This is a genomic window from Massilia sp., from assembly GCF_046293535.1.
Lineage (GTDB): Bacteria > Pseudomonadota > Gammaproteobacteria > Burkholderiales > Burkholderiaceae_D > Telluria.
Genome location: NZ_JBKBOV010000011.1, coordinates 64,981 through 83,135, shown reverse-complemented (window position 1 = coordinate 83,135; position 18,155 = coordinate 64,981). Strand labels below are relative to the sequence as shown.

The window sequence follows — 18,155 nt, the reverse complement described above, 5'->3', positions numbered from 1 at the left end:
ATCGCCCAACGCACCACAATAAAAAGGAAGCAATATGAACGCCATTACCATCGATTCGATCCGTCCTGAAACCAACAGCGCCTTCCGTAGCCTGATGGCCGCCCTGGGCAGGAAGCTGGTCCGCGCGCTCGAATTCGCCGGCAAGCCCTACACCGTGAACGGCGCCTACTATATGTAAGCAGGCCGGGTGGCCGCGTCCGCTGGCCGGGTTGCGGAACTGCTGCGAGAGAGCCCCTGTGTCCCAGGGGCTTTCGTGTTTCTGGCGCGGCACAGGCCTAGGTCCTGCAGGGTGTGCCGGCAAAGGTTATGATGTCAATTCCTTCAATACCGGCCATCTGAACAAAGGACGCGACGCTCCATGACGACTTCCAGCTACCCCGACACCAGACTCCTCATCGCCAACGAATGGCAAGACGCCACTGGCGGCAAGACGATTCCGGTGGTGAATCCCGCCACCGGCCAGGCGATCGGCAGCGTGGCCCACGCCAGCACCGCCGACCTGGACCGCGCCCTGGCCGCCGCCCAGCAAGGCTTCGAGGCCTGGCGCAAGGTCACCGCCGCCGAACGCGCCGCTACCATGCGCCGCGCCGCCAACCTGCTGCGCGAGCGCGCCGGCGACATCGCCCGCCTGCTGACCCAGGAGCAGGGCAAGCCGCTGGCCGAAGCCAAGATGGAAGCCATGGCCGGCGCCGAGATCATCGACTGGTTCGCCGCCGAGGGCATGCGCGTCTACGGCCGTATCGTGCCATCGCGCAACCCGGCCGCCCAGCAGCTGGTGCTGAAGGAGCCGGTCGGTCCGGTCGCCGCCTTCACCCCGTGGAATTTCCCGATCAACCAGGTGGTGCGCAAGCTGGCCGCCGCCCTGGCCACCGGCTGTTCCTTCCTGTGCAAGGCGCCCGAGGAAACCCCGGCCTCGCCGGCGGCCCTGTTCCAGTGCTTCGTCGATGCCGGCGTGCCGCCCGGCGTCGTGGGCCTGGTGTTCGGCGACCCGGCCGAGATCTCCGGCTACCTGATCCCGCACCCGATCATCCGCAAGGTCACCTTCACCGGCTCGACCCCGGTCGGCAAGCAACTGGCCGCCCTGGCCGGCGCCCACATGAAGCGCGTCACCATGGAGCTGGGCGGACATGCGCCGGTGATCATCGCCGAGGACGCCGACGTGGCGCTGGCCGTCAAGGCGGCCGGCGCGGCCAAGTTCCGCAACGCCGGCCAGGTGTGCATCTCGCCGACCCGCTTCCTGGTCCACAACGCGATCAAGGACGAGTTCACCCGCGCGCTGGTGGCCCATGCCGAAGGCCTGAAGCTGGGCGACGGCCTGCAGGAGGGCACCACCCTCGGCCCGCTGGCCAATCCGCGCCGCCTGAGCGCCATGGCCCAGTTCGTCGAGGACGCGCGCGCCAAGGGCGCCGTGCTCGCCACCGGCGGCGAGCGCGTCGGCCAGGCCGGCAACTTCTTCGCGCCGACCGTGCTGGCCGATGTGCCCCTGGAGGCGAGCGTGTTCAACGACGAGCCCTTCGGCCCGCTGGCCGCGGTGCGCGGTTTCGACAGCCTGGAAGACGCGATCGCGGAAGCGAACCGCCTGCCGTACGGCCTGGCCGGCTACGCCTTCACCCGCTCGATCAAGAACGCCCAGCTCCTGATGAACCGGGTCGAAGTCGGCATGCTGTGGATTAACCAGCCGGCCACCCCGAGCGCCGAGCTGCCCTTCGGCGGCATCAAGGATTCGGGCTACGGTTCGGAGGGCGGTCCGGAAGCGCTGGAGTCCTATCTCAACACCAAGGCCGTTTCGATGGTCGGCGTGTAAGAGCCCAAGCGTCCCCAAAATGCCTGCATCGCAGGCATTTTTTTCGTCCCAGTGTCTTCCATTGCACGGTTCGCCATCGATTCTTCTTGCACACTCCGGCCATGAGAGGGGAGAAAACATCGATGTCCACCATGGCGGCGACAGTAGAGCAGGCAATCCAGGCGGCCGGCGTCGGCCGTTTCCAGTACCGGCTGTTCGCCATCTTCGGCCTGGTCTGGATGGCCGACGCCATGCAGGTGCTGTCGATCGGCTTCAGCGCCCCGTCGATCGCGCAGACCTTCGGCGTCAGCCTGCCCGAAGCGCTGCGGACCGGGACCTGGTTCTTTGTCGGGATGCTGGTGGGCGCCTTCGGTTTCGGGCGCCTGGCGGACCGCATCGGGCGCCGGCCGGTGCTGATGGCCGCGGTGCTGATCGATGCCTGCTTCGGGGTCGCCTCTGCGTTTGCACCCGACCTGGGCTGGCTGCTGGTGCTGCGCTTCCTGACCGGTGTCGGCGTCGGCGGCACGCTGCCGGTGGATTACACCATGATGGCCGAATTCCTCCCCAGCGACCGGCGCGGGCGCTGGCTGGTGCTGCTCGAATCCTTCTGGGCCGTCGGCACGATCCTGCTGGCGGTGCTGGCCCTGGTCGCGCTGCGCTGGGGGGCGGATGCCTGGCGCGTGATCTTCCTGGTGACCGGCCTGCCGGCGCTCATCGGCGTCGTCCTGCGCCTGTTCGTGCCGGAGTCGCCCATGTTCCTCAACCGCAGCGGCAAGGCGGAAGAGGCGCGCGCCGTGCTGGCGCGGGTGGCCGCGGTGAACGGCCGCCAGGTCGAGATCCCGCCGCTGGCGCCGGACAGCGGGGGCAGGCAGCCGCTGTTCGCCCTGTTCGCCGGCAAGCTGCGGCGCCGCAGCGCCGCGCTGTTGCTGGCGTGGATGCTCATTTCCGTCGCCTACTATGGCGTCTTCGTCTACCTGCCGGTGAAACTGAGCAGCGAGGGATTCGGCTTCATGCGCGGACAGGAATTCCTGATCCTGCTGGCGCTGGTGCAACTGCCCGGCTTTGCGCTGGCGGCCCATGGCGTGGAGCGCTGGGGGCGCAAGCCGACCCTCGTGGGCTTTCTGTTGCTGAGCGCCGCCGGCTGCATGGCCTACAGCCTGGGCAACGCCACCTGGCTGGTGGTCGGCTCGACCCTGTTGATGAGTTTTGCCATGCTCGGCACCTGGGGCGCCCTGTATGCGTTCACGCCCGAGGTCTACCCGACCGGCCTGCGCGCCAGCGGAATGGGGACGGCAGGCGCGGTGGCCCGCTTCGGCGGCCTGTTCGCGCCGAGCATCGTGGCGCCGGTGATGGCGACCCACTTCACCTTGGCGCTGGCCATGCTGGCGGCGTTTCTCGTCATCGGCGCGGCGGCGATCCTGTGCGTCGACCTGGAGTCGCGCCGGCGCGCCCTCGACTGAAGCCGGGGCGGCCTCAGCGATATTCGCCGTGCTTCGGATCCTTCGCTTCGTCGTCGGGTCCGTCCGGGTGGCGGGCCGTGGGCAGGTGCCACCCGAAGCGGATCGCGGCCACCCGCAGGCCGAAACACAGGGCGGCGCCGGCGCTGGCGGTGGGGGCGGCGGGCAGTTGCAGCGCGTCGCCGAGCACCACGACGCTGGCGCCGGCAAGTGCGGCGAGCGCGTAGATGTCGGAGCGGAACACCGCCGGTACGTCGTTGAGCAGCACGTCGCGCGCGACGCCGCCGCCGATGCCGGTCAACATGCCGAGCAGGGCGGCCGCCCACGGGTCGGCGCCGAACACCAGCGCCTTTTGCGCGCCGGCCACGCAGAACAGCGCCAGGCCGGCGCCGTCGAAGATCAGGACCGGATTACGCAGCCGGTTGACGATCGGATACCAGAAGAAAATGACCAGGCCGGCCAGCAAGGACACGGCCAGGTAGCGCCAGTCCCGTATCGCGGCCGGCGGGGTGGCGCCGATCAGGAGGTCGCGCACGATGCCGCCCGAGGTGGCGGCAACGAAGGACAGCACCAGCACCCCGAAGATGTCGAGGCGGCGGCGCGCGCCGGCGATGGCGCCGCTGAGGGCGAAGACGAAGGTGCCGAACAGGTCGAGGGTCAGCACCAGGGTCTTGATGGCGGCTCCCACGTCGAGAGCGATTACGGGTAACACGGGGATCCTTGGGTCGTAGTGGCGGAGAATGCCGGCATGGTAGCCTAGAATCCGGCGCCCGTGGCCGAGTCCGCTACCGGATATACTGCCGGGAATCGTCCACCCTGCCCAGCCTTCCTGCCATGTCTCTTGCCGCCCTGCGCATCCGGCCCGCCCTGCCGCTTGATGAGGCCTTCTTCCTGGCCCTGTACCGATCCACCCGCGACGATCTGCTGGGCCTGCTTGCCGATCCGCGCTACGTCGACGGCATCATCGCCATGCAGCAGCAGATGCAGGTGGCGGGTTATCGCAGCAGCTACCCGGATGCCCTGTACCAGGTGCTCGAGCTGGACGGCGATCCCGTGGGCCGGCTGGTCACCGCCGGCGTGCCGGGCGCGCTGCGGGTGGTCGACATCGCCGTGATGCCACAGGCGCGCGGCCGGGGCGTGGCGGGCGAGGCGCTGCGCCGCCTGCAGGAGCAGGCAGCGCGCGAAGGGCGCGAGCTGACGCTGGCGGTGCGCACCGACAACCATGGCGCGCGCCGGCTGTACGCGGCGCTGGGCTTTACGGTGGAGGCGGAAGAGGCCGGCCGCCTGCAGTTGCGCTGGCGGCCCTAGGCTTCATTGCCGCAGGCCGGCGAGCCAGTCGAAGATGGACGGCCAGATGCGGGCGTGGGCACTGGTCCCGACCAGCACGCCCACGTGCTGCAGGTTGACGCCAACGTCGCCTTCGTAGTGCAGCAGGCACTTGCGCTCGCTACCCGCGGCCTCGTGGAAGGGCCGCATCGCCGCCTCGGGGATGAGCTTGCTGCGCGGATCGAGCACGCTGACCAGGGGCGCGCGCAGGTCTTGCGGGCCGATCTGGCGTGCGCCGATGCTCAGCGCCCCCTGCATGAACTCGTCCTTGCGGTAGAGCTGCTCGACCAGGTCGGTGAACAGCCGGCCCGGCAGCGGGAACTCGTCGTGGGTCCAGCGTTCCACCCGCATGTGGGTGGCGAGCAGTTGCGGGTGGGCGAGCGAGAGCCAGCGGTCCATCATGCGTTCCCACTGGAAGGCGTGGGGTTCGGCGATGGCGCTCATCATGTTCAGGAATACGCCCGGCACCTGGCGGAAGGCGTCCGCGATGGGCCGCGCATGCGGCGTGGCCTCGATCAGCGGCGTGAAGCAGCAGGATCGCTTTTCGAAATGCAGGGGCGATTCCAGCAGCACCGTGGCATCGACCCGCTCGGGGTGCAGGCAGCTGTAGATCGCGGCCAGGATGCCGCCCAGCGAATGGCCGGCGATGGTGAGCGTTGCCTTGCCGCTGTCGCGTTCGATCGCCTGCTGGCAGGCGCCCAGCAGGCGATCGCCGTAGTCGTCCAGGCCGAAGTCCTGGTCGGCCGCGTCGTCCGGCAGCGGCGTCCATTCGGCGAGGTAGACCTGGTAGCCGTGCTCCATCCAGCGCCGCACGACGCTGGTCTCGGGCGCCAGGTCCCAGATGTAGGAACGCTTGATCGGGGCGGGAACGAGCAGGACGGCGGGGCCGTCGGCATTGGTGCCGCCAAAGCGGCGCAGGTTCAGGCCCGCTTCGCTGTGCAGGATGGTGAACGGGGTTTCCTGCGGACCGTAGCCGGCGCGATCGAGCAGCTTGCCGCGCGCCTGGCGGCTGCGGTCCATGTTCTTCAGTACGCTCGCTCCAAGCGAAGCAAACGGGGGCAGGGCAAAGGCTTGCGGTTTCAGGGCGTGCATGGCGTTCTCGGCGTGTTCGAAGACCAGCAACTGTACGCCGCCCGGCGCCGGGCTTCAAGCGTGCACGCCTCGAATGGCGCGGGCGTTTGCGACGTATTAAACTGGCCCTGTCGAACGTTTCCTGGGAGACCGTTCAAGCATGGCCTATCGTTTCCTTGCCGATGCGGTGCTGCTCCTGCACCTGGGCTTCATCCTGTTCGTGGTGTTCGGCGCCCTGGCTGTGCTGCGCTGGCCGCGCCTGCTGCCGCTGCACCTGGCCGCCGCCGCCTGGGGCTTCGGCATCGAGGTGCTGGGCGCGATCTGCCCGCTGACCCATGCGGAAAACCGCCTGCGCCAGCTGGCGGGTGACGCGGGCTACGGCGGCGGCTTCGTCGAGCATTACCTGCTGCCGCTGATCTATCCGGGCGAGATGACGCGCGGCCTGCAGCTGGGGCTGGCCGCGGGCGTACTCGTCGTCAATGGCGTGCTGTACGCGTGGATCCTGCGCACGCGGCGCAGGTCCGTGCCGTCGTAGGGTGCACCGGGGCGCGTAGCCGGCTTTGCCGTGCGCGCGTCCTGCTCCGTGATGCGCTGTGGCGGAGCGTCTGTCAGTTGAACGCGCGGTCGGCGACGCGTGATCTGGTCCACTGGACCAGATCACCCCTACGAAAGCGACTTACTCGACCCAGGCGAAGCCGTCGCGCGCCAGCAGCGCGAAGGCTTCCGCGGGTCCCCAGGAGCCGGCCGCATACGGATGCGGCTTTTCGCCCAATGCGCTCCAGCCCTCGATGATCGGGTCGGCCCAGGCCCAGGCGGCTTCGAGTTCGTCGCGGCGCATGAAGTGGGTCAGGCGGCCGCGCACCACGTCGATCAGGAGGCGCTCGTAGGCCTCGGCGCGGCGCTGCTGGAAGGCCGACTGCAGGTCGAGGTTCAGCGCCACCTGCTGCATCTGCATGCCGCTGCCGGGCTGCTTGGCCATGATCTGCAGCTTGATCGCTTCTTCCGGCTGCAGTTCGATCACCAGGCGGTTGGCGACGCCGCCCGGCATGTCGGGGAACAGCGAGAACGGCGGATTGGCGAACTCCACCACGATCTTGGAGGAACGGCGCGCCATGCGCTTGCCGGTGCGCAGGTAGAACGGCACCTTGGACCAGCGCCAGGTGTCGACGTGGGCGCGCAGGGCCACGAAAGTCTCGGTCTTGCTGTCCGCCGGGACGTTCTTTTCCTCGAGGTAGCCGCCCACTTCCTGGTTGCCGCTGACGCCATGCACGTATTGCCCGCGCACCGTGTCGCGCGCGATGTCGGCCAGCTTGAGGCGGCGCAGCGAGCGGATCACTTTCAGCTTCTCGTCGCGCACCGCGTCGGGCGAGAGCGAGGTGGGCGGCTCCATGGCGACGATGCACAGCAGCTGCAGCAGGTGGTTCTGCACCATGTCGCGCATCGCGCCGGTGCTGTCGTAGAAGCCGGCGCGGCTCCCGACGCCGACTTCCTCGGCCACCGTGATCTGTACGCTCGAGATGTTCGGCGCGCGCCACAGCGGTTCCAGGATCGAGTTCCCGAAGCGCAGCACCATCAGGTTCTGCACGGTCTCCTTGCCCAGGTAGTGGTCGATGCGGTAGATCTGCGATTCGGCGAAGTGCTTGCCGACCGCTTCGTTGATCTCGATGGCCGAAGGGAGGTCCTGTCCCAGCGGCTTTTCCAGCACCACGCGCGCGCGCTCGTCGACCAGGCCGGCCTGGGCCAGCTTGTCGCAGATGGTGGTGAACAGGCTGGGCGAGGTGGAGAGGTAGAACACGCGCTGCGCGCCCGGGTGGGCGGCCTTGGCCAGGGCGCTGAAGTCGGGCGCGGCCTGGACGTCGAGGCGCACGTATTCGAGCAGCTGCAGGAAACCGTCCCAGGTCTTCTCGTTGAAATTGTCGTTTGCGATGAAGGAGCGCGAGTTGTCTTCGACGAAGCGCAGATAGGCGTCGCGGTCGAACTCCTGGCGCCCGGTCGAGATGATGCGGGTCTGCGGCGGCAGGTTGCCGTGCAGGTAGGCCATGTAGAGCGCGGGGAGCAGCTTGCGCATCGCCAGGTCGCCCATGCCGCCGAAGATGATCATGTCGAGAGGGAGAGCGTTATCGGTATCTGTCGAAGAGGTCATAGTGAACAGCTAATAGGTAGCCAGAAAAGTTATAGAGGTCGCTGCTACACCGGCTTGGTGCCGGGCGGGTGCGCCGCCGCTGCCCCGATACGGTAGCAGAATGGCAGTGGATGCGCACGAGACGTCCCGCTTGTGGCCAGACGGGACACCCGCGGCGCTGGGTGGAGGCGCGGGCGTCGCCAGCGTTCGCGCTGGACCCCATAGCTTACATCCTGGGCAACAATAAGGAAATGGCAAAATGCCGGGCGGGCCTGCCGGGCGGCATGCGGCCGGTGGTCTGCTGACCATGGTTCGTTTGCATTTGTTGTTGTTTATGCAAAGAATATTTGCATTCGGGGCGCTTCGTGCAAATCTTGTCTGCACGATCCGGGACAGATCCGATACGCTTCGCCCCCCGTGAGCGCGATCCCTTATACTCGCCGTTTTCCATCGTCGCGCGTCCTCCATGCCCCTGCCAGCCCGCCTTGCCTCTACCGGCGCCATCCTCGCCGCCTCCCTGCTTGCCGGCTGCGCGCAAGTCAATCCCTACTATGACGCGAGCAAGCCGCACCACCGGCCCGAGGGCTTCGCCAACAACTACCCATCGAATCCCGCCTACCAGCGCCCGAAAGTCGGCTTCGTCGAGGGCTGGGTCGGACGCTTCAGGAACTGGACTTCGGACGGCTCCGAGCGCCTGCCCCTGGCGCCGGTGCCGACCGTGCCGGCCGACCTGGCTTACATCCACGCGAACAAGACCGAGCCGGCGCTGACCTGGATCGGCCACGCCAGCTTCCTGCTGCAGACCGGCAGCGGCGTCAACATGCTGTTCGATCCGGTGTTCGACGAGCGCGCCTCGCCCTTGTCCTTCGCCGGCCCCAAGCGGCACCAAGCGCCCGGCGTGGCGCTGGAAGAGTTGCCACACATCGACGCCATCCTGATCAGCCATTCGCATTACGACCACCTGTCGCTGGCCTCGCTGCGCGCGCTGTACCGCCAGAAGGGCGGCGCGCCGATGCTGTACGCGCCGCTGGGCGTCGACCTGTGGCTGGAAAAACACGTGACCGACGGCGACCGCTCGCGCATCGCCCGCTTCGACTGGTGGGACAAGGCGAACCTGCGTGGCCTGGAACTGCAATTCCTGCCGGTGCACCATTGGTCGGCGCGCGGCCTGGTCGACCGCAACGAAACCCTGTGGGGCGCCTGGGCAGTCAGCCGTCCCGGCTTCTCCTTCTTCTTCTCGGGCGACCTGGGCTATTCGAAGGACATCCAGGACATCGCTGCGCGCTTCCCGAACGGCTTCGACCTGGCCGCGATCGGCATCGGCGCCTACCAGCCGGTGTGGTACCGCAATTCCCACGTCAGCCCGGATGAAGCCGTGCGCATCCACCGCGAGCTGCGGGTGCGGCGCAGCGTCGGCATGCATTGGGGCAGCTTCCCGATGGGACAGGAGCGCATCGACCAGGCCCCGCGCGACCTGGCCATCGCGCGCCAGGCCCAGGGCGTGAGCGAGGAAGCCTTCGGCGTGATGCGCATCGGCGAGACCTATCGTCTGCCGCCGCCGGCTGCGGCAGGCGCGGCGGCAACGGCGGCGGCCTCGGGCCCCTGAGCCGCGCTGTTGCGCCGCTCAGGCCTTCGCGGCGTTCTTGTTGGCCTGGGTGATGGTCCAGTAATAAATGGTGCGGCCGTCGACCTCGTCCTTCTTCTCGGGCGGCCATTCCGGTCCCATGTCGAAGGCATGCGACACCACCCGGGTGCCGACCTTGAGCTGCTGCCACAAGCGCGGCCGCAGCTTGACGTTCACCGAAGGCAGCAGGTACAGGGTCACCACCGTGGCCGGCGACACGTCGGCCTGGAACAGGTCGCCCACCTTGAAGTTGACGCGGTCGGCTACGCCGGCGGCCTTGGCGTTTTCCTTCGCCTCGGCGATGCGCACCGGGTTCAGGTCGATGCCGGTACCACGTGCGCCCCGGTTCTTGGCCGCAGTGACCACGATGCGGCCGTCGCCGCAGCCGAGGTCGTACAGCACGTCGTTCTTGCCGACCCTGCCCATCTCGAGCATGCGGTCGACCACTTCCTGGGGCGTGGGCACATAGGGGACGTCCAGGCGTTCGGGCTCGGCCAGCGCCTGGGCCAGCGCGCGGGTCGGCAACAGGATGCTGCCCGCGGCGGCGGACAGCAGCAGGGTACGGCGGCGTTCGTCGGTATGCATGTGGACTCCTTCAGGTGGGACTAGGGAACGGATCTTGTTTTGGCGGGGTCAAGGCCGTCCTTCCGGTCGAGGAAGAGCAGCAGCAGCGATCCGCTGGCGAGCACGGCCACGCCGATCCAGGCCGCGTTCAGCCCGCCGAGCGACTGGCTGTACACGTAGGACAGGCTGGACCAGAGCATGTAGGCGCAGGTGGCGCAGAACAGCAGGGGCAGCAGCGGATACAGCGGAACCCGGAACGGCCGCGGTAGATCCGGCTCGCGCCGGCGCAGCACGAACAGCGACACGCCGCTGAGCAGGAAGAACAGCCAGAACACCGGCGCCGTGAATTCCACCATGGCCTTGAAGCCGCTGCCGAACGCGGCGCCGATGCCGACCAGCAGCAGGGCGGCGACGCACTGGATCGACATCGCGACGGTGGGCGTGCTGTTCTCGCCGTTCCACTGGCCGAGCTTGCGCAGCGCGCGCCAGTCGCGCCCCATGGCAAAGCCGGTGCGTGCGCCGACGATCATGGTGGCATTGATCGAGGTCAGGGCCGAAATGGCCACCAGCACCGAAATGACTTTTTCGCCCGAGGACCCGAAGGCGACGCCCATGACGTCGGCCGCCAGCGCCTCGGACCGGGCCATGCCCTGCATGCCGAGCACCTGCAGGCAGGCCCAGGTGACCATCAGGTAGAGGGTGGTGATGATCAGGATCGACAGCGTCAGGGCGCGCACCATGCTGGCGGCGCCGCCGCGGATCTCGGCGCTGATGTAGGCCGCCTCGTTCCAGCCGCCGTAGGTGAGCAGGACGAAGACCATGGCCATGCCGAACGAGACCGGCGCCGCCGCTTGCGGCGCGGACGCGGCCGGGGCGAATGCGGGGGCCGCGTCGGTGAAGAAGGCGGCTGCTATCACCAGCAGCAACAGGCCGCCGATCTCGGCCAGCGTCAGCCACATCTGGGCGCCGGCGCCGGTGCGCAAGCCCTGCAGGTTGACGATCGACAGGACGACGATCACGGCGCAGGCATAGGCGGTGGCGCCCCAGCCCGCGGGCAACATGGTGAGCGGCACGGCCTGCTGCATGTAGTCGCCGAACACGAAGGCCAGCAGGGCGATCGAGCCGGTGGTGATCACCGCGAAGCGGGCCCAGCCGAACAGGAAGGCGGTGGCGCGGCCGTAGGCGCGGTGCAGGAAATGGTAGTCGCCGCCGGGATGCGGGTAGGCGGTGCTGAGTTCGGAATAGCACAGGGCGCCGACCAGCGAGACCAGGCCGCCCAGAATCCACATGGCGAACATCCAGTCGGCGCTACCGCTGAGGCCGGCGACGATGGAGGGCGACTTGAAGATGCCGGCGCCGATGACGACGCCGACGATCAGGGCCACGGCCTGGCGCAGGCCGAGCAGACGGCGCGGCGTGGTGCCGTCGCCGGTCGACGCAAACAAGTCCTCATCGGTACGGTCCATGTGGTGCCGATCAACGTAATAGAGGGAACTTTGCCGGCGAAGAGCGCACCGGCCCATAGCGCATCGTGCACAGGGCCGCGCAGCTGGGCACGCGGTCCTGCGGCGACCGATTATAGGGAAGCGTTTTGCCGCGTGGCGCGCGCCTGAAACGCGGTAGGGTGGTCGGCTTGCCGACCGCGCGACCGGGCCCGCGATGCGCAGCCGCGGCGTTTGGGGAGTTGAACGCGCGGCCGGCGGAGCCGGCCACCCTACGAACGGATCACGCCAGCAGGAAGGGCAGCGCCCGCGCCAGCAGCGCCTCCGGCGCTTCCTCGGGGATGTAGTGGCCGCAGTCCAGGGCTTCGCCCTCGACCTGCGCGGCCACCTTGCGCCACTCCAGCAGCGGGTCGAAGCAGCGCTGCACCACCCCTTGCTCGCCCCACAGGGCGAGCAGCGGCGTGTCGATGCGGCGCCCGAGCGCGCGGTCGGCGCGGTCGTGTTCGAGGTCGATGCCGGCGGCGGCCCGGTAGTCCTCGCAGATGCCGTGCGCGGCGCCGGGCAGGGCCAGGCAGCGCGCGTACTCGGCCAGCGCGCGCGCCTCAAACGGCGCCAGGCCGGCGCTGCGCCGCCCCATCACGTCGCGCAGGTAGGCGCCGGGGTCGGCCTCGATCAGGCGTTCCGGCAGCGGCGCCGGCTGGATCAGGAAGAACCAGTGCCAGTAGGCGCGCGCGAAGGCTTCGTCCGTCCCTTCGTACATGGCCAGGGTCGGCGCGATGTCGAGCAGCACGGCGCGCTCCACCGCCTGCGGGTGGTCCGCCATCAGGCGGTGCGCCACGCGCGCGCCGCGGTCGTGGGCCATCACCCGGAAACGCGCGAACCCGAACCGGCGCATGAGGGCCAGCATGTCGGCGGCCATGCTCCGCTTGCTGTAGTTCGCGTGGTCGGGCAAGCCTCGCGGCTTGGACGAATCGCCGTAGCCGCGCAGGTCGGCGGCGACCACGCTGAAGTGCTGCGCCAGCAGCGGCGCCACCTTGTGCCAGATCGCATGGGTCTGTGGATGGCCGTGCAGCAGCAGGAGCGGCGGACCATCGCCGCCGATTACGCCGGCGATCATGTTGCCATCGAGCGTTTCTTCAATGAAGGAACGAAAACCGGGAAACAGGGTGTCGTGCATGCGAAGGTCCGGGCTGAAGATCGGGAAAGTGTAACAGCCTCAGGCAGCCAGGCCTTACAACAGCCTGACGCGGACCGCCTGTTGTAAATATGCCCAAGCGAAAGCTTTACGAATTGACATCCTATTGTGTGCCCAGCAGTATCGAAGAGCAACCGCGCGGCGCCTTTCGGCGTGCTAACGACAACAAGAGGAAACCCAAGATGCAGAAACACGACACCAAAAAGACGGTCCTGGCCCTTGCCATCGCTTCCTTGTTTTCCGGCGCGCAGGCGCAGGACGCCCCGGCCACGGACCCGACAGCCTCTGCCACGGTGGTGGTCACCGGCACCCGCGTGGCCAACCGCACCGCCCTGGACACCGCCGCGCCGGTCGACATCATCTCGTCGGAGACGCTGAAGAACGTCGGCACCACCGAGATGAACCAGGCCCTGTCGATCGCGCTGCCTTCGCTGAACTTCCCGCGTCCCGCCATCACCGACGGGACCGACACCATCCGTCCCGCCACCCTGCGCGGCATGGCGCCCGACCAGACCCTGGTGCTGGTGAACTCGAAGCGCCGCCACGCGTCCTCATTGGTGAACGTAAACGGCTCGATCGGGCGCGGCTCGGCGGCGGTGGACATGAACACCATCCCGACCGCCATCGTGAAAAGCGTCGAGGTGCTGCGCGACGGCGCCGCCGCCCAGTACGGCTCCGACGCCATCTCGGGCGTGGTGAACCTGCGCCTGCGCACCGACCGCGAGGGCGGCGAAGCCAGCGTCACCTACGGCGCCCGCAAGACCGAGTACGAACTGTGGAACGACGTCGCCCCCGCGGGCGCCACCTGGACCGCACCCGCCAAGCGCGAGCGCACCGACGGCCAGACCGGCACCGTCAGCATCTGGAAGGGCCTGGCCCTGGGCGAGACCGGCCACCTGACCGTGGCCGGCGAATACAAGAAGCAGGAGCGCACCGAGCGCAGCGGCTACGACATGCGCCAGCAGTACCCGCGCCTGGCCAATGGCGCTTTCGACCCGCGCGAACTGAGCATCGACCGCTTCAACGCCTGGTACGGCGAACCGGAGATGGAGCAGGTGAGCTTCTTCGCCAATGCCGGCAACGACCTGGGCGGCGGCGTCAAGCTGTACGGCTGGGCGAGCTACCAGAACCGCTTCGCGCGCTCGGGCGGATTCTTCCGCCCGGCGCAGGATGCGCGCAACATCCCCTCGATCTACCCGAACGGCTTCCTGCCGATCATCGCGCCGACGGTGAACGACTTCTCGGCCACGGGCGGCGTCACCTGGAACGTCGGCAGCTGGGACATGGACGCCTCGCTCGGCTACGGCAGGAACAAGATGGAGTACGACATCGAGAACACGCTGAACCGCTCGATCGGCCCGAGCAGCAAGCGCCAGTTCTACGCCGGCGGCTATGCCTACGACCAGCTGGTGTTCAACCTGACCGGCGTGCGCACGCTGGAGGTGGCGGCCTTTGCCTCGCCGCTGAACGTCGCGCTGGGCGTGGAAGCGCGCCGCGAAGGCTACGAGCTGTTCGCGGGCGAACCGGATTCCTGGCGCGCCGGCCCCGAAATCCTGCCGAACGGCACCCCGGCGGCGCCGGGCGCCCAGGTGTTCCCAGGCTTCCGGCCGTCCAACGAAGTCGATGCGCACCGCAGCGCGATCGGCGCTTTCGTCGACCTGGAAGCGAACATCACGCCGCAGCTGCTGGCCTCGGTGGCGCTGCGCGGCGAGCACTACACGGACTTCGGCAACAGCCTGGCCGGCAAACTCTCCGGCCGCTACGACTTCAGCAAGGCATTCGCCCTGCGCGGCGCCGTCCAGAACGGCTTCCGCGCGCCGTCGCCGCAGCAGCAGAACTTCACGGCGACGTCCACCAACTTCATCAACGGCGTGCCGTTTGAAATCACCACCTTCCGCCCGACCGACCGGGTGGCGGTGGCGCTGGGCGCCAAGCCGCTGGAAGCGGAGAAATCGGTGAACGCCTCGCTCGGCGCCGTGATGCGCTTCGATCCATTCAGCATCACCGTCGACGCCTACCGCATCGACATCGAAGACCGCATCATCCTGTCCGAGAACCTGACCCAGGCGAACGTGCGCAACTACATCATCTCGCAGGGGATCACCGGGGTGGGCGGCGGACGCTTCTTCATCAACGGCGTCGATACCCGCACCCAGGGCGTGGACGTGGTGGTGAGCTGGCCGATGCGCACGGCCACTGCCGGCAACTTCGACTTCACCGTAGCGGGCAACTTCACGGACACCAAGGTGACCAAGGTGCCGGTGACGGCGCAGCTGAGCGCCCTGAACCCGGCGCCGGTGCTGTTCGACCGCCTGAACGTGCTGTCGCTCGAGAAGGGCCAGCCGGAGAACAAGCTCAGTGCGAACGTGAATTGGAAGCTGGGGCAGTGGGGTGCGACCTTCCGCGCCACCCGCTACGGCAAGGTGCTCTCGCCCGGCACCACCGCGGCGCTGGACTTCTGGATGGATCCGAAGACCCTGGTCGACATCGAGGCGCGCTATGCGTTCACGCCGAAACTGAGCCTGGCGCTGGGGGCGGACAACCTGTTCGACCAGTATCCGGAGACCCAGCCGCCGGCGCTGAACACGACGGGCAACACCCCATTCGCGAACTACGCGCCGTTCGGACGGGCGGGGCGCTTCATCTATGCCCGCATGAACTACGGCTTCTAAAACGGCGGTGGGCGGCCATGCCGCCCACCGTGGCGATTCACATCGCTCAGCCGACCACGGCGCCGGCGCCCGCGCTCAGCATCCAGCCGTTGAGCAACAGGAACAGCATCCACAGCGCGAACAGTTTCGACACCCGCACGACGTCGGCGGGATGCTCGAACAGCGCCGGACGCTTGTAGGCCACGCCGACGTAATAGGCGCCGAACACGGTCGCCATGTAGTGCACCGCACCGAACATCTCGCCCAGTTCGCCCTTGCGCGGATGGTCGACCAGCAGATGCGACAGCGCCACCAGCACCAGGTAAGGAACCGAGGCCGACAGCGGCGGCAGGTACAGGCCCATCTTCTCGACCCAGGCCTGCACGCCCGGCTTGGCGCGCGCCACCAGCGGCAGGATCAGGTTGTGGATCATGCCGGTGATGAAGATCAGCTTGAGCAGCACGTTCTTGTGCAAGCTGCCGTCGCCCATGGCCAGGTTGTGGATGTTGGTCTCGCCCTGGCGGTTATGCTGCAGGAAGAATTCCGAGGACTGGACGTTGAGGATGCGCTGGAACCAGCTGATCTCTTCCAGGGCCGCCAGCGCGCACAGCAGGCTCAGGCCGCCCAGGGTCAGCAATTCAAGGACACCGCGGTCGCTGCGCTTGAGACGCTCGGTGAATGCGAAGCCGAGCAGGCCCGCGATCGCGCTGAAGCACAGGAACTGCATCCATTCGACGATGCCGTCTTCCACCAGCAGGCGGTCCATGCCGGCCGGGTTGCCGGCCAGGGCCAGCGCGAGCAGCAGCACGAAGGTGTTGATGACGATCCCGGTGGCGATGACGGGATGGAGATACCACTTCTTGTTTGCCACAGACTACTCCTTCATTGATGAAATCGGTTCGGTACCGGCCGCTTGCAGCGCCGGTTCGGCAGCGGAAGGCGCCCGGCGCGCGCGGGCGCCCAGCACGGCGCGCACGGCGGCCCGCAACAGGGTGACCAGCGCCCAGCCCCACAGCAGCGGGTCGAGCAGCGCATCCCACAGGTTGCCGCTCGGCAGGCGCGCGAACGAGAACAGGGCCAGCGCGCCGAGCAGCGCGGCGACCTGCGGCTTGAAGCGGCCGCGCGCGGCGAGCAGCGCGCAGGCGCCGGCCAGCAGCACCGCGCCCAGCGCCGCGGCGCCGCCGAAGCCGGCGTAGTAATACCCGCCCGCGACCAGGCCGAAGGCGTCGAGGTAGAGCAGCAGGCCGACGAGGGCCAGCGGCGCGGCCAGCAATGGCGACAGCGCGGCCCGTACCGGGCCGGCGACGATGCGCGAGCGTTCGTGCAGCTTGACCAGGCACAGGCCGGCCAGCAGTGCGCTCGGATACTGGAAGGCCAGGCCCAGGTGCCAGGCGGGCGAAGCCGCCCCCGGCAGGAACATCAGCAGCAGGCAGGCGCCGAGCAGCGCGCCCAGGGCCCGCCGGGGCAGGCGCCAGGACGCCGGCCACAGCGCGACGACCAGCGCCGCCAGCACCAGCGCCCACGCCAGGCGGGCATACACGAATTGCAGCGAAAGTTCGGGCAGGATCATCAAATGCTCTCCCCAATGCTGATCCGGTAGCGATGATGGGCGATCGCCTGGCGCTGGAAGGTGTACGTGAGGTGCAGCTCCTGGCCGACCTGCTGCATGGTGGGATAGGAGAATTCGTCGCCCTTGCCGCCGCCGGCCACGTCGGCCACGGTGCGCCAGCTATGGCCGTCCCTCGAGAGCGACAGGCGCAGCAGGCTGCGCGAGCCGCCGCCGTCGACGATGTGGTTGTGCAGCATCAGGAACTCGCCGTTGGACAGGCGCAGCGCCGCCATCGAGGTGTTCTCGTTGTTCAGCGCCAGGGGCGGCAGGTCTTCCCAGCTGGCGCCGCCGTCGCGGCTGAGGGCATGCTGCACGCGGCGCTCGTCGCTGGCATCGCGCATCCAGGCGCGCACCTCGGTCGGGGACACCGGAACGATCGCCGGCTGCAGCGTGGTGGTGCGCTCGCCGATGCGTCCCAGGCCGGTGGGTTCGCCATCCGGCCCGAAGGCCATCATCATCGGGTACTTGATGCCGATCTCGAAGTACACCGGCAGCCACCAGCCGCCGTCGACCAGGCCGACCGCATTGGTGCGCACCAGTACGCTCGTATTGAACAGCGGCGACATCGGCAGCACGCGTTTCATCGCGAAGCTGGCGCCCTCGTCGCTGGAAACCAGGTGGGCCACGCGCGAAGCCGCCCATCCGCCCAGGCCGGTGGCGACCACGTACAGGTGGATCCTGCCGTCCGGGCCGGTCCAGGCCACCGGGTTGCCGATGCGGCGCACGCCGAAACCGAGGGCCTCGCCCAGCGTTTCACGGCTGGCGACCATCCAGGGCTGGCCCCATTTGCCGTTCTGCCATTGCGACGCATACACCTTGACGTCCGGGCCGCTCTCGCGGCTGCCGGCCCACCAGAAGGTGATCAAGCGGTCGCCGGGCAGCGTGGCCATGGCGCTGGCATGGGCCGAGGGCGTGTCGCGCGGCATGGGAATGAGCGAGCGCGACAGTTCGGACAGGGCCACCCGGCCCGGCATGAGGGCAGGCGCCGTCGAGGGCGCGGCGGCGGCGCGCGCCTGGTTCCAGCGCACGGTCTCGGCGCACGCGATGGCCAGCACGATGGCGGCGCAGGCGATAGCGATAGGGCGGCGCGCAGTGCCGCGCGCTTGCGGGGTTGGTTCCATACACTTCCGGCGACCCGGCTCGGTCCGGTTCGCGATGCTGGTTATCGTGATAATGCCTTGCAGGGCAGGGCGAGCTGAGCCCCTGCCGGGCAAAGGCGCTATCCTACAGGAAAGAGGCGCCGGTGACATATTTCATGGGCGATTTCCCTACCGCTGAGTGGGATTCCGGTCGACCGGGATGCCGGTTCGC

General features: G+C 68.4%; 16 protein-coding genes. 7 read left to right on the top strand and 9 right to left on the bottom strand.

Features of this window, described 5'->3' with window-relative positions; all coding sequences use genetic code 11:
- Positions 1 to 34 precede the first annotated feature (34 nt).
- From ACK4S9_RS08825 to ACK4S9_RS08815, 3 genes are all read left to right on the top strand, one after another.
- Positions 35 to 178, top strand: coding sequence for a hypothetical protein (locus tag ACK4S9_RS08825; protein WP_409724324.1), 144 nt, complete (start codon positions 35 to 37; stop codon positions 176 to 178).
- 180 nt (positions 179 to 358) lie between these two features.
- Positions 359 to 1,804 (top strand): NAD-dependent succinate-semialdehyde dehydrogenase, encoded by a 1,446-nt coding sequence (locus ACK4S9_RS08820; protein ID WP_409724322.1) that lies wholly within the window; start codon positions 359 to 361, stop codon positions 1,802 to 1,804.
- 122 nt (positions 1,805 to 1,926) lie between these two features.
- Positions 1,927 to 3,243, top strand: coding sequence for an MFS transporter (locus ACK4S9_RS08815; protein WP_409724319.1), 1,317 nt, complete (start codon positions 1,927 to 1,929; stop codon positions 3,241 to 3,243).
- Positions 3,244 to 3,256: 13 nt separating this feature from the next.
- Here ACK4S9_RS08815 and ACK4S9_RS08810 read toward each other — a convergent pair whose 3' ends face one another.
- Positions 3,257 to 3,952 carry a trimeric intracellular cation channel family protein gene (locus tag ACK4S9_RS08810; RefSeq protein WP_409724317.1) on the bottom strand — a complete coding sequence of 232 codons (696 nt, stop codon included), beginning with the start codon at positions 3,950 to 3,952 and terminating at the stop codon, positions 3,257 to 3,259.
- Positions 3,953 to 4,074: 122 nt separating this feature from the next.
- Here ACK4S9_RS08810 and ACK4S9_RS08805 point away from each other — a divergent pair, with 122 nt between their 5' ends.
- Entirely contained in the window at positions 4,075 to 4,548 is a 474-nt protein-coding gene (locus tag ACK4S9_RS08805; protein ID WP_409724314.1) for an N-acetyltransferase family protein, read from the top strand.
- Positions 4,549 to 4,551: 3 nt separating this feature from the next.
- Here ACK4S9_RS08805 and ACK4S9_RS08800 read toward each other — a convergent pair whose 3' ends face one another.
- The gene (locus ACK4S9_RS08800) at positions 4,552 to 5,658 is read right to left on the bottom strand and encodes an alpha/beta fold hydrolase (RefSeq protein WP_409724311.1); all 1,107 of its coding nucleotides are present in this window, start codon (positions 5,656 to 5,658) and stop codon (positions 4,552 to 4,554) included.
- A 139-nt stretch (positions 5,659 to 5,797) separates the two neighbouring features.
- Between ACK4S9_RS08800 and ACK4S9_RS08795 the strand changes: the two genes are divergently transcribed.
- A complete protein-coding gene (locus ACK4S9_RS08795) occupies positions 5,798 to 6,172 on the top strand; it encodes a DUF2784 domain-containing protein (RefSeq protein ID WP_409724308.1) in 375 nt (124 codons plus the stop codon).
- 141 nt (positions 6,173 to 6,313) lie between these two features.
- Here the strand turns inward: ACK4S9_RS08795 and zwf are convergent, their stop codons facing one another.
- A complete protein-coding gene (gene zwf, locus ACK4S9_RS08790) occupies positions 6,314 to 7,780 on the bottom strand; it encodes a glucose-6-phosphate dehydrogenase (RefSeq protein WP_409724305.1) in 1,467 nt (488 codons plus the stop codon).
- A 445-nt stretch (positions 7,781 to 8,225) separates the two neighbouring features.
- Here zwf and ACK4S9_RS08785 point away from each other — a divergent pair, with 445 nt between their 5' ends.
- On the top strand, positions 8,226 to 9,365 hold the full coding sequence (locus ACK4S9_RS08785; protein WP_409724302.1) for an MBL fold metallo-hydrolase: 1,140 nt from the start codon (positions 8,226 to 8,228) through the stop codon (positions 9,363 to 9,365).
- Between the two features lie 18 nt (positions 9,366 to 9,383).
- Here the strand turns inward: ACK4S9_RS08785 and ACK4S9_RS08780 are convergent, their stop codons facing one another.
- The 3 genes from ACK4S9_RS08780 to ACK4S9_RS08770 form a co-directional block, all read right to left on the bottom strand.
- On the bottom strand, positions 9,384 to 9,968 hold the full coding sequence (locus ACK4S9_RS08780) for an SAM-dependent methyltransferase (RefSeq protein ID WP_409724300.1): 585 nt from the start codon (positions 9,966 to 9,968) through the stop codon (positions 9,384 to 9,386).
- Positions 9,969 to 9,988: 20 nt separating this feature from the next.
- Complete coding sequence (locus tag ACK4S9_RS08775) at positions 9,989 to 11,413, bottom strand: APC family permease (protein WP_409724298.1); 1,425 nt, start codon at positions 11,411 to 11,413, stop codon at positions 9,989 to 9,991.
- Between the two features lie 259 nt (positions 11,414 to 11,672).
- The gene (locus tag ACK4S9_RS08770; RefSeq protein ID WP_409724295.1) at positions 11,673 to 12,566 is read right to left on the bottom strand and encodes an alpha/beta fold hydrolase; all 894 of its coding nucleotides are present in this window, start codon (positions 12,564 to 12,566) and stop codon (positions 11,673 to 11,675) included.
- Between the two features lie 200 nt (positions 12,567 to 12,766).
- Between ACK4S9_RS08770 and ACK4S9_RS08765 the strand changes: the two genes are divergently transcribed.
- A complete protein-coding gene (locus ACK4S9_RS08765) occupies positions 12,767 to 15,256 on the top strand; it encodes a TonB-dependent receptor plug domain-containing protein (RefSeq protein WP_409724292.1) in 2,490 nt (829 codons plus the stop codon).
- A gap of 46 nt (positions 15,257 to 15,302) precedes the next feature.
- On the opposite strand, the gene ACK4S9_RS08760 is transcribed toward ACK4S9_RS08765, so the two are convergent.
- Genes ACK4S9_RS08760 through ACK4S9_RS08750 form a run of 3 tightly spaced genes read right to left on the bottom strand, consistent with a single transcriptional unit; the run spans position 15,303 to position 17,965 of the window.
- Positions 15,303 to 16,106 (bottom strand): hypothetical protein, encoded by an 804-nt coding sequence (locus ACK4S9_RS08760; RefSeq protein WP_409724290.1) that lies wholly within the window; start codon positions 16,104 to 16,106, stop codon positions 15,303 to 15,305.
- A 3-nt stretch (positions 16,107 to 16,109) separates the two neighbouring features.
- The gene (locus tag ACK4S9_RS08755; protein ID WP_409724287.1) at positions 16,110 to 16,805 is read right to left on the bottom strand and encodes a hypothetical protein; all 696 of its coding nucleotides are present in this window, start codon (positions 16,803 to 16,805) and stop codon (positions 16,110 to 16,112) included.
- Positions 16,805 to 17,965, bottom strand: a complete 1,161-nt coding sequence (locus tag ACK4S9_RS08750; RefSeq protein WP_409724284.1) for an exo-alpha-sialidase — start codon at positions 17,963 to 17,965, stop codon at positions 16,805 to 16,807. The genes ACK4S9_RS08755 and ACK4S9_RS08750 overlap by 1 nt, the downstream gene beginning before the upstream one ends.
- Positions 17,966 to 18,155: the final 190 nt, after the last annotated feature.

What these genes read in the sequence shown, in the direction of transcription:
- ACK4S9_RS08785 (WP_409724302.1), top strand. Translation starts at nt 8,226, where the DNA reads ATGCCCCTGCCAGCCCGCCTTGCCTCTACCGGCGCCATCCTCGCCGCC.
- ACK4S9_RS08775 (WP_409724298.1), bottom strand. Translation starts at nt 11,413, where the DNA reads ATGGACCGTACCGATGAGGACTTGTTTGCGTCGACCGGCGACGGCACC.
- ACK4S9_RS08805 (WP_409724314.1), top strand. Translation starts at nt 4,075, where the DNA reads ATGTCTCTTGCCGCCCTGCGCATCCGGCCCGCCCTGCCGCTTGATGAG.
- ACK4S9_RS08800 (WP_409724311.1), bottom strand. Translation starts at nt 5,658, where the DNA reads ATGCACGCCCTGAAACCGCAAGCCTTTGCCCTGCCCCCGTTTGCTTCG.
- ACK4S9_RS08820 (WP_409724322.1), top strand. Translation starts at nt 359, where the DNA reads ATGACGACTTCCAGCTACCCCGACACCAGACTCCTCATCGCCAACGAA.
- zwf (WP_409724305.1), bottom strand. Translation starts at nt 7,780, where the DNA reads ATGACCTCTTCGACAGATACCGATAACGCTCTCCCTCTCGACATGATC.
- ACK4S9_RS08765 (WP_409724292.1), top strand. Translation starts at nt 12,767, where the DNA reads ATGCAGAAACACGACACCAAAAAGACGGTCCTGGCCCTTGCCATCGCT.
- ACK4S9_RS08770 (WP_409724295.1), bottom strand. Translation starts at nt 12,566, where the DNA reads ATGCACGACACCCTGTTTCCCGGTTTTCGTTCCTTCATTGAAGAAACG.
- ACK4S9_RS08755 (WP_409724287.1), bottom strand. Translation starts at nt 16,805, where the DNA reads ATGATCCTGCCCGAACTTTCGCTGCAATTCGTGTATGCCCGCCTGGCG.
- ACK4S9_RS08780 (WP_409724300.1), bottom strand. Translation starts at nt 9,968, where the DNA reads ATGCATACCGACGAACGCCGCCGTACCCTGCTGCTGTCCGCCGCCGCG.
- ACK4S9_RS08795 (WP_409724308.1), top strand. Translation starts at nt 5,798, where the DNA reads ATGGCCTATCGTTTCCTTGCCGATGCGGTGCTGCTCCTGCACCTGGGC.
- ACK4S9_RS08825 (WP_409724324.1), top strand. Translation starts at nt 35, where the DNA reads ATGAACGCCATTACCATCGATTCGATCCGTCCTGAAACCAACAGCGCC.
- ACK4S9_RS08750 (WP_409724284.1), bottom strand. Translation starts at nt 17,965, where the DNA reads ATGGAACCAACCCCGCAAGCGCGCGGCACTGCGCGCCGCCCTATCGCT.
- ACK4S9_RS08815 (WP_409724319.1), top strand. Translation starts at nt 1,927, where the DNA reads ATGTCCACCATGGCGGCGACAGTAGAGCAGGCAATCCAGGCGGCCGGC.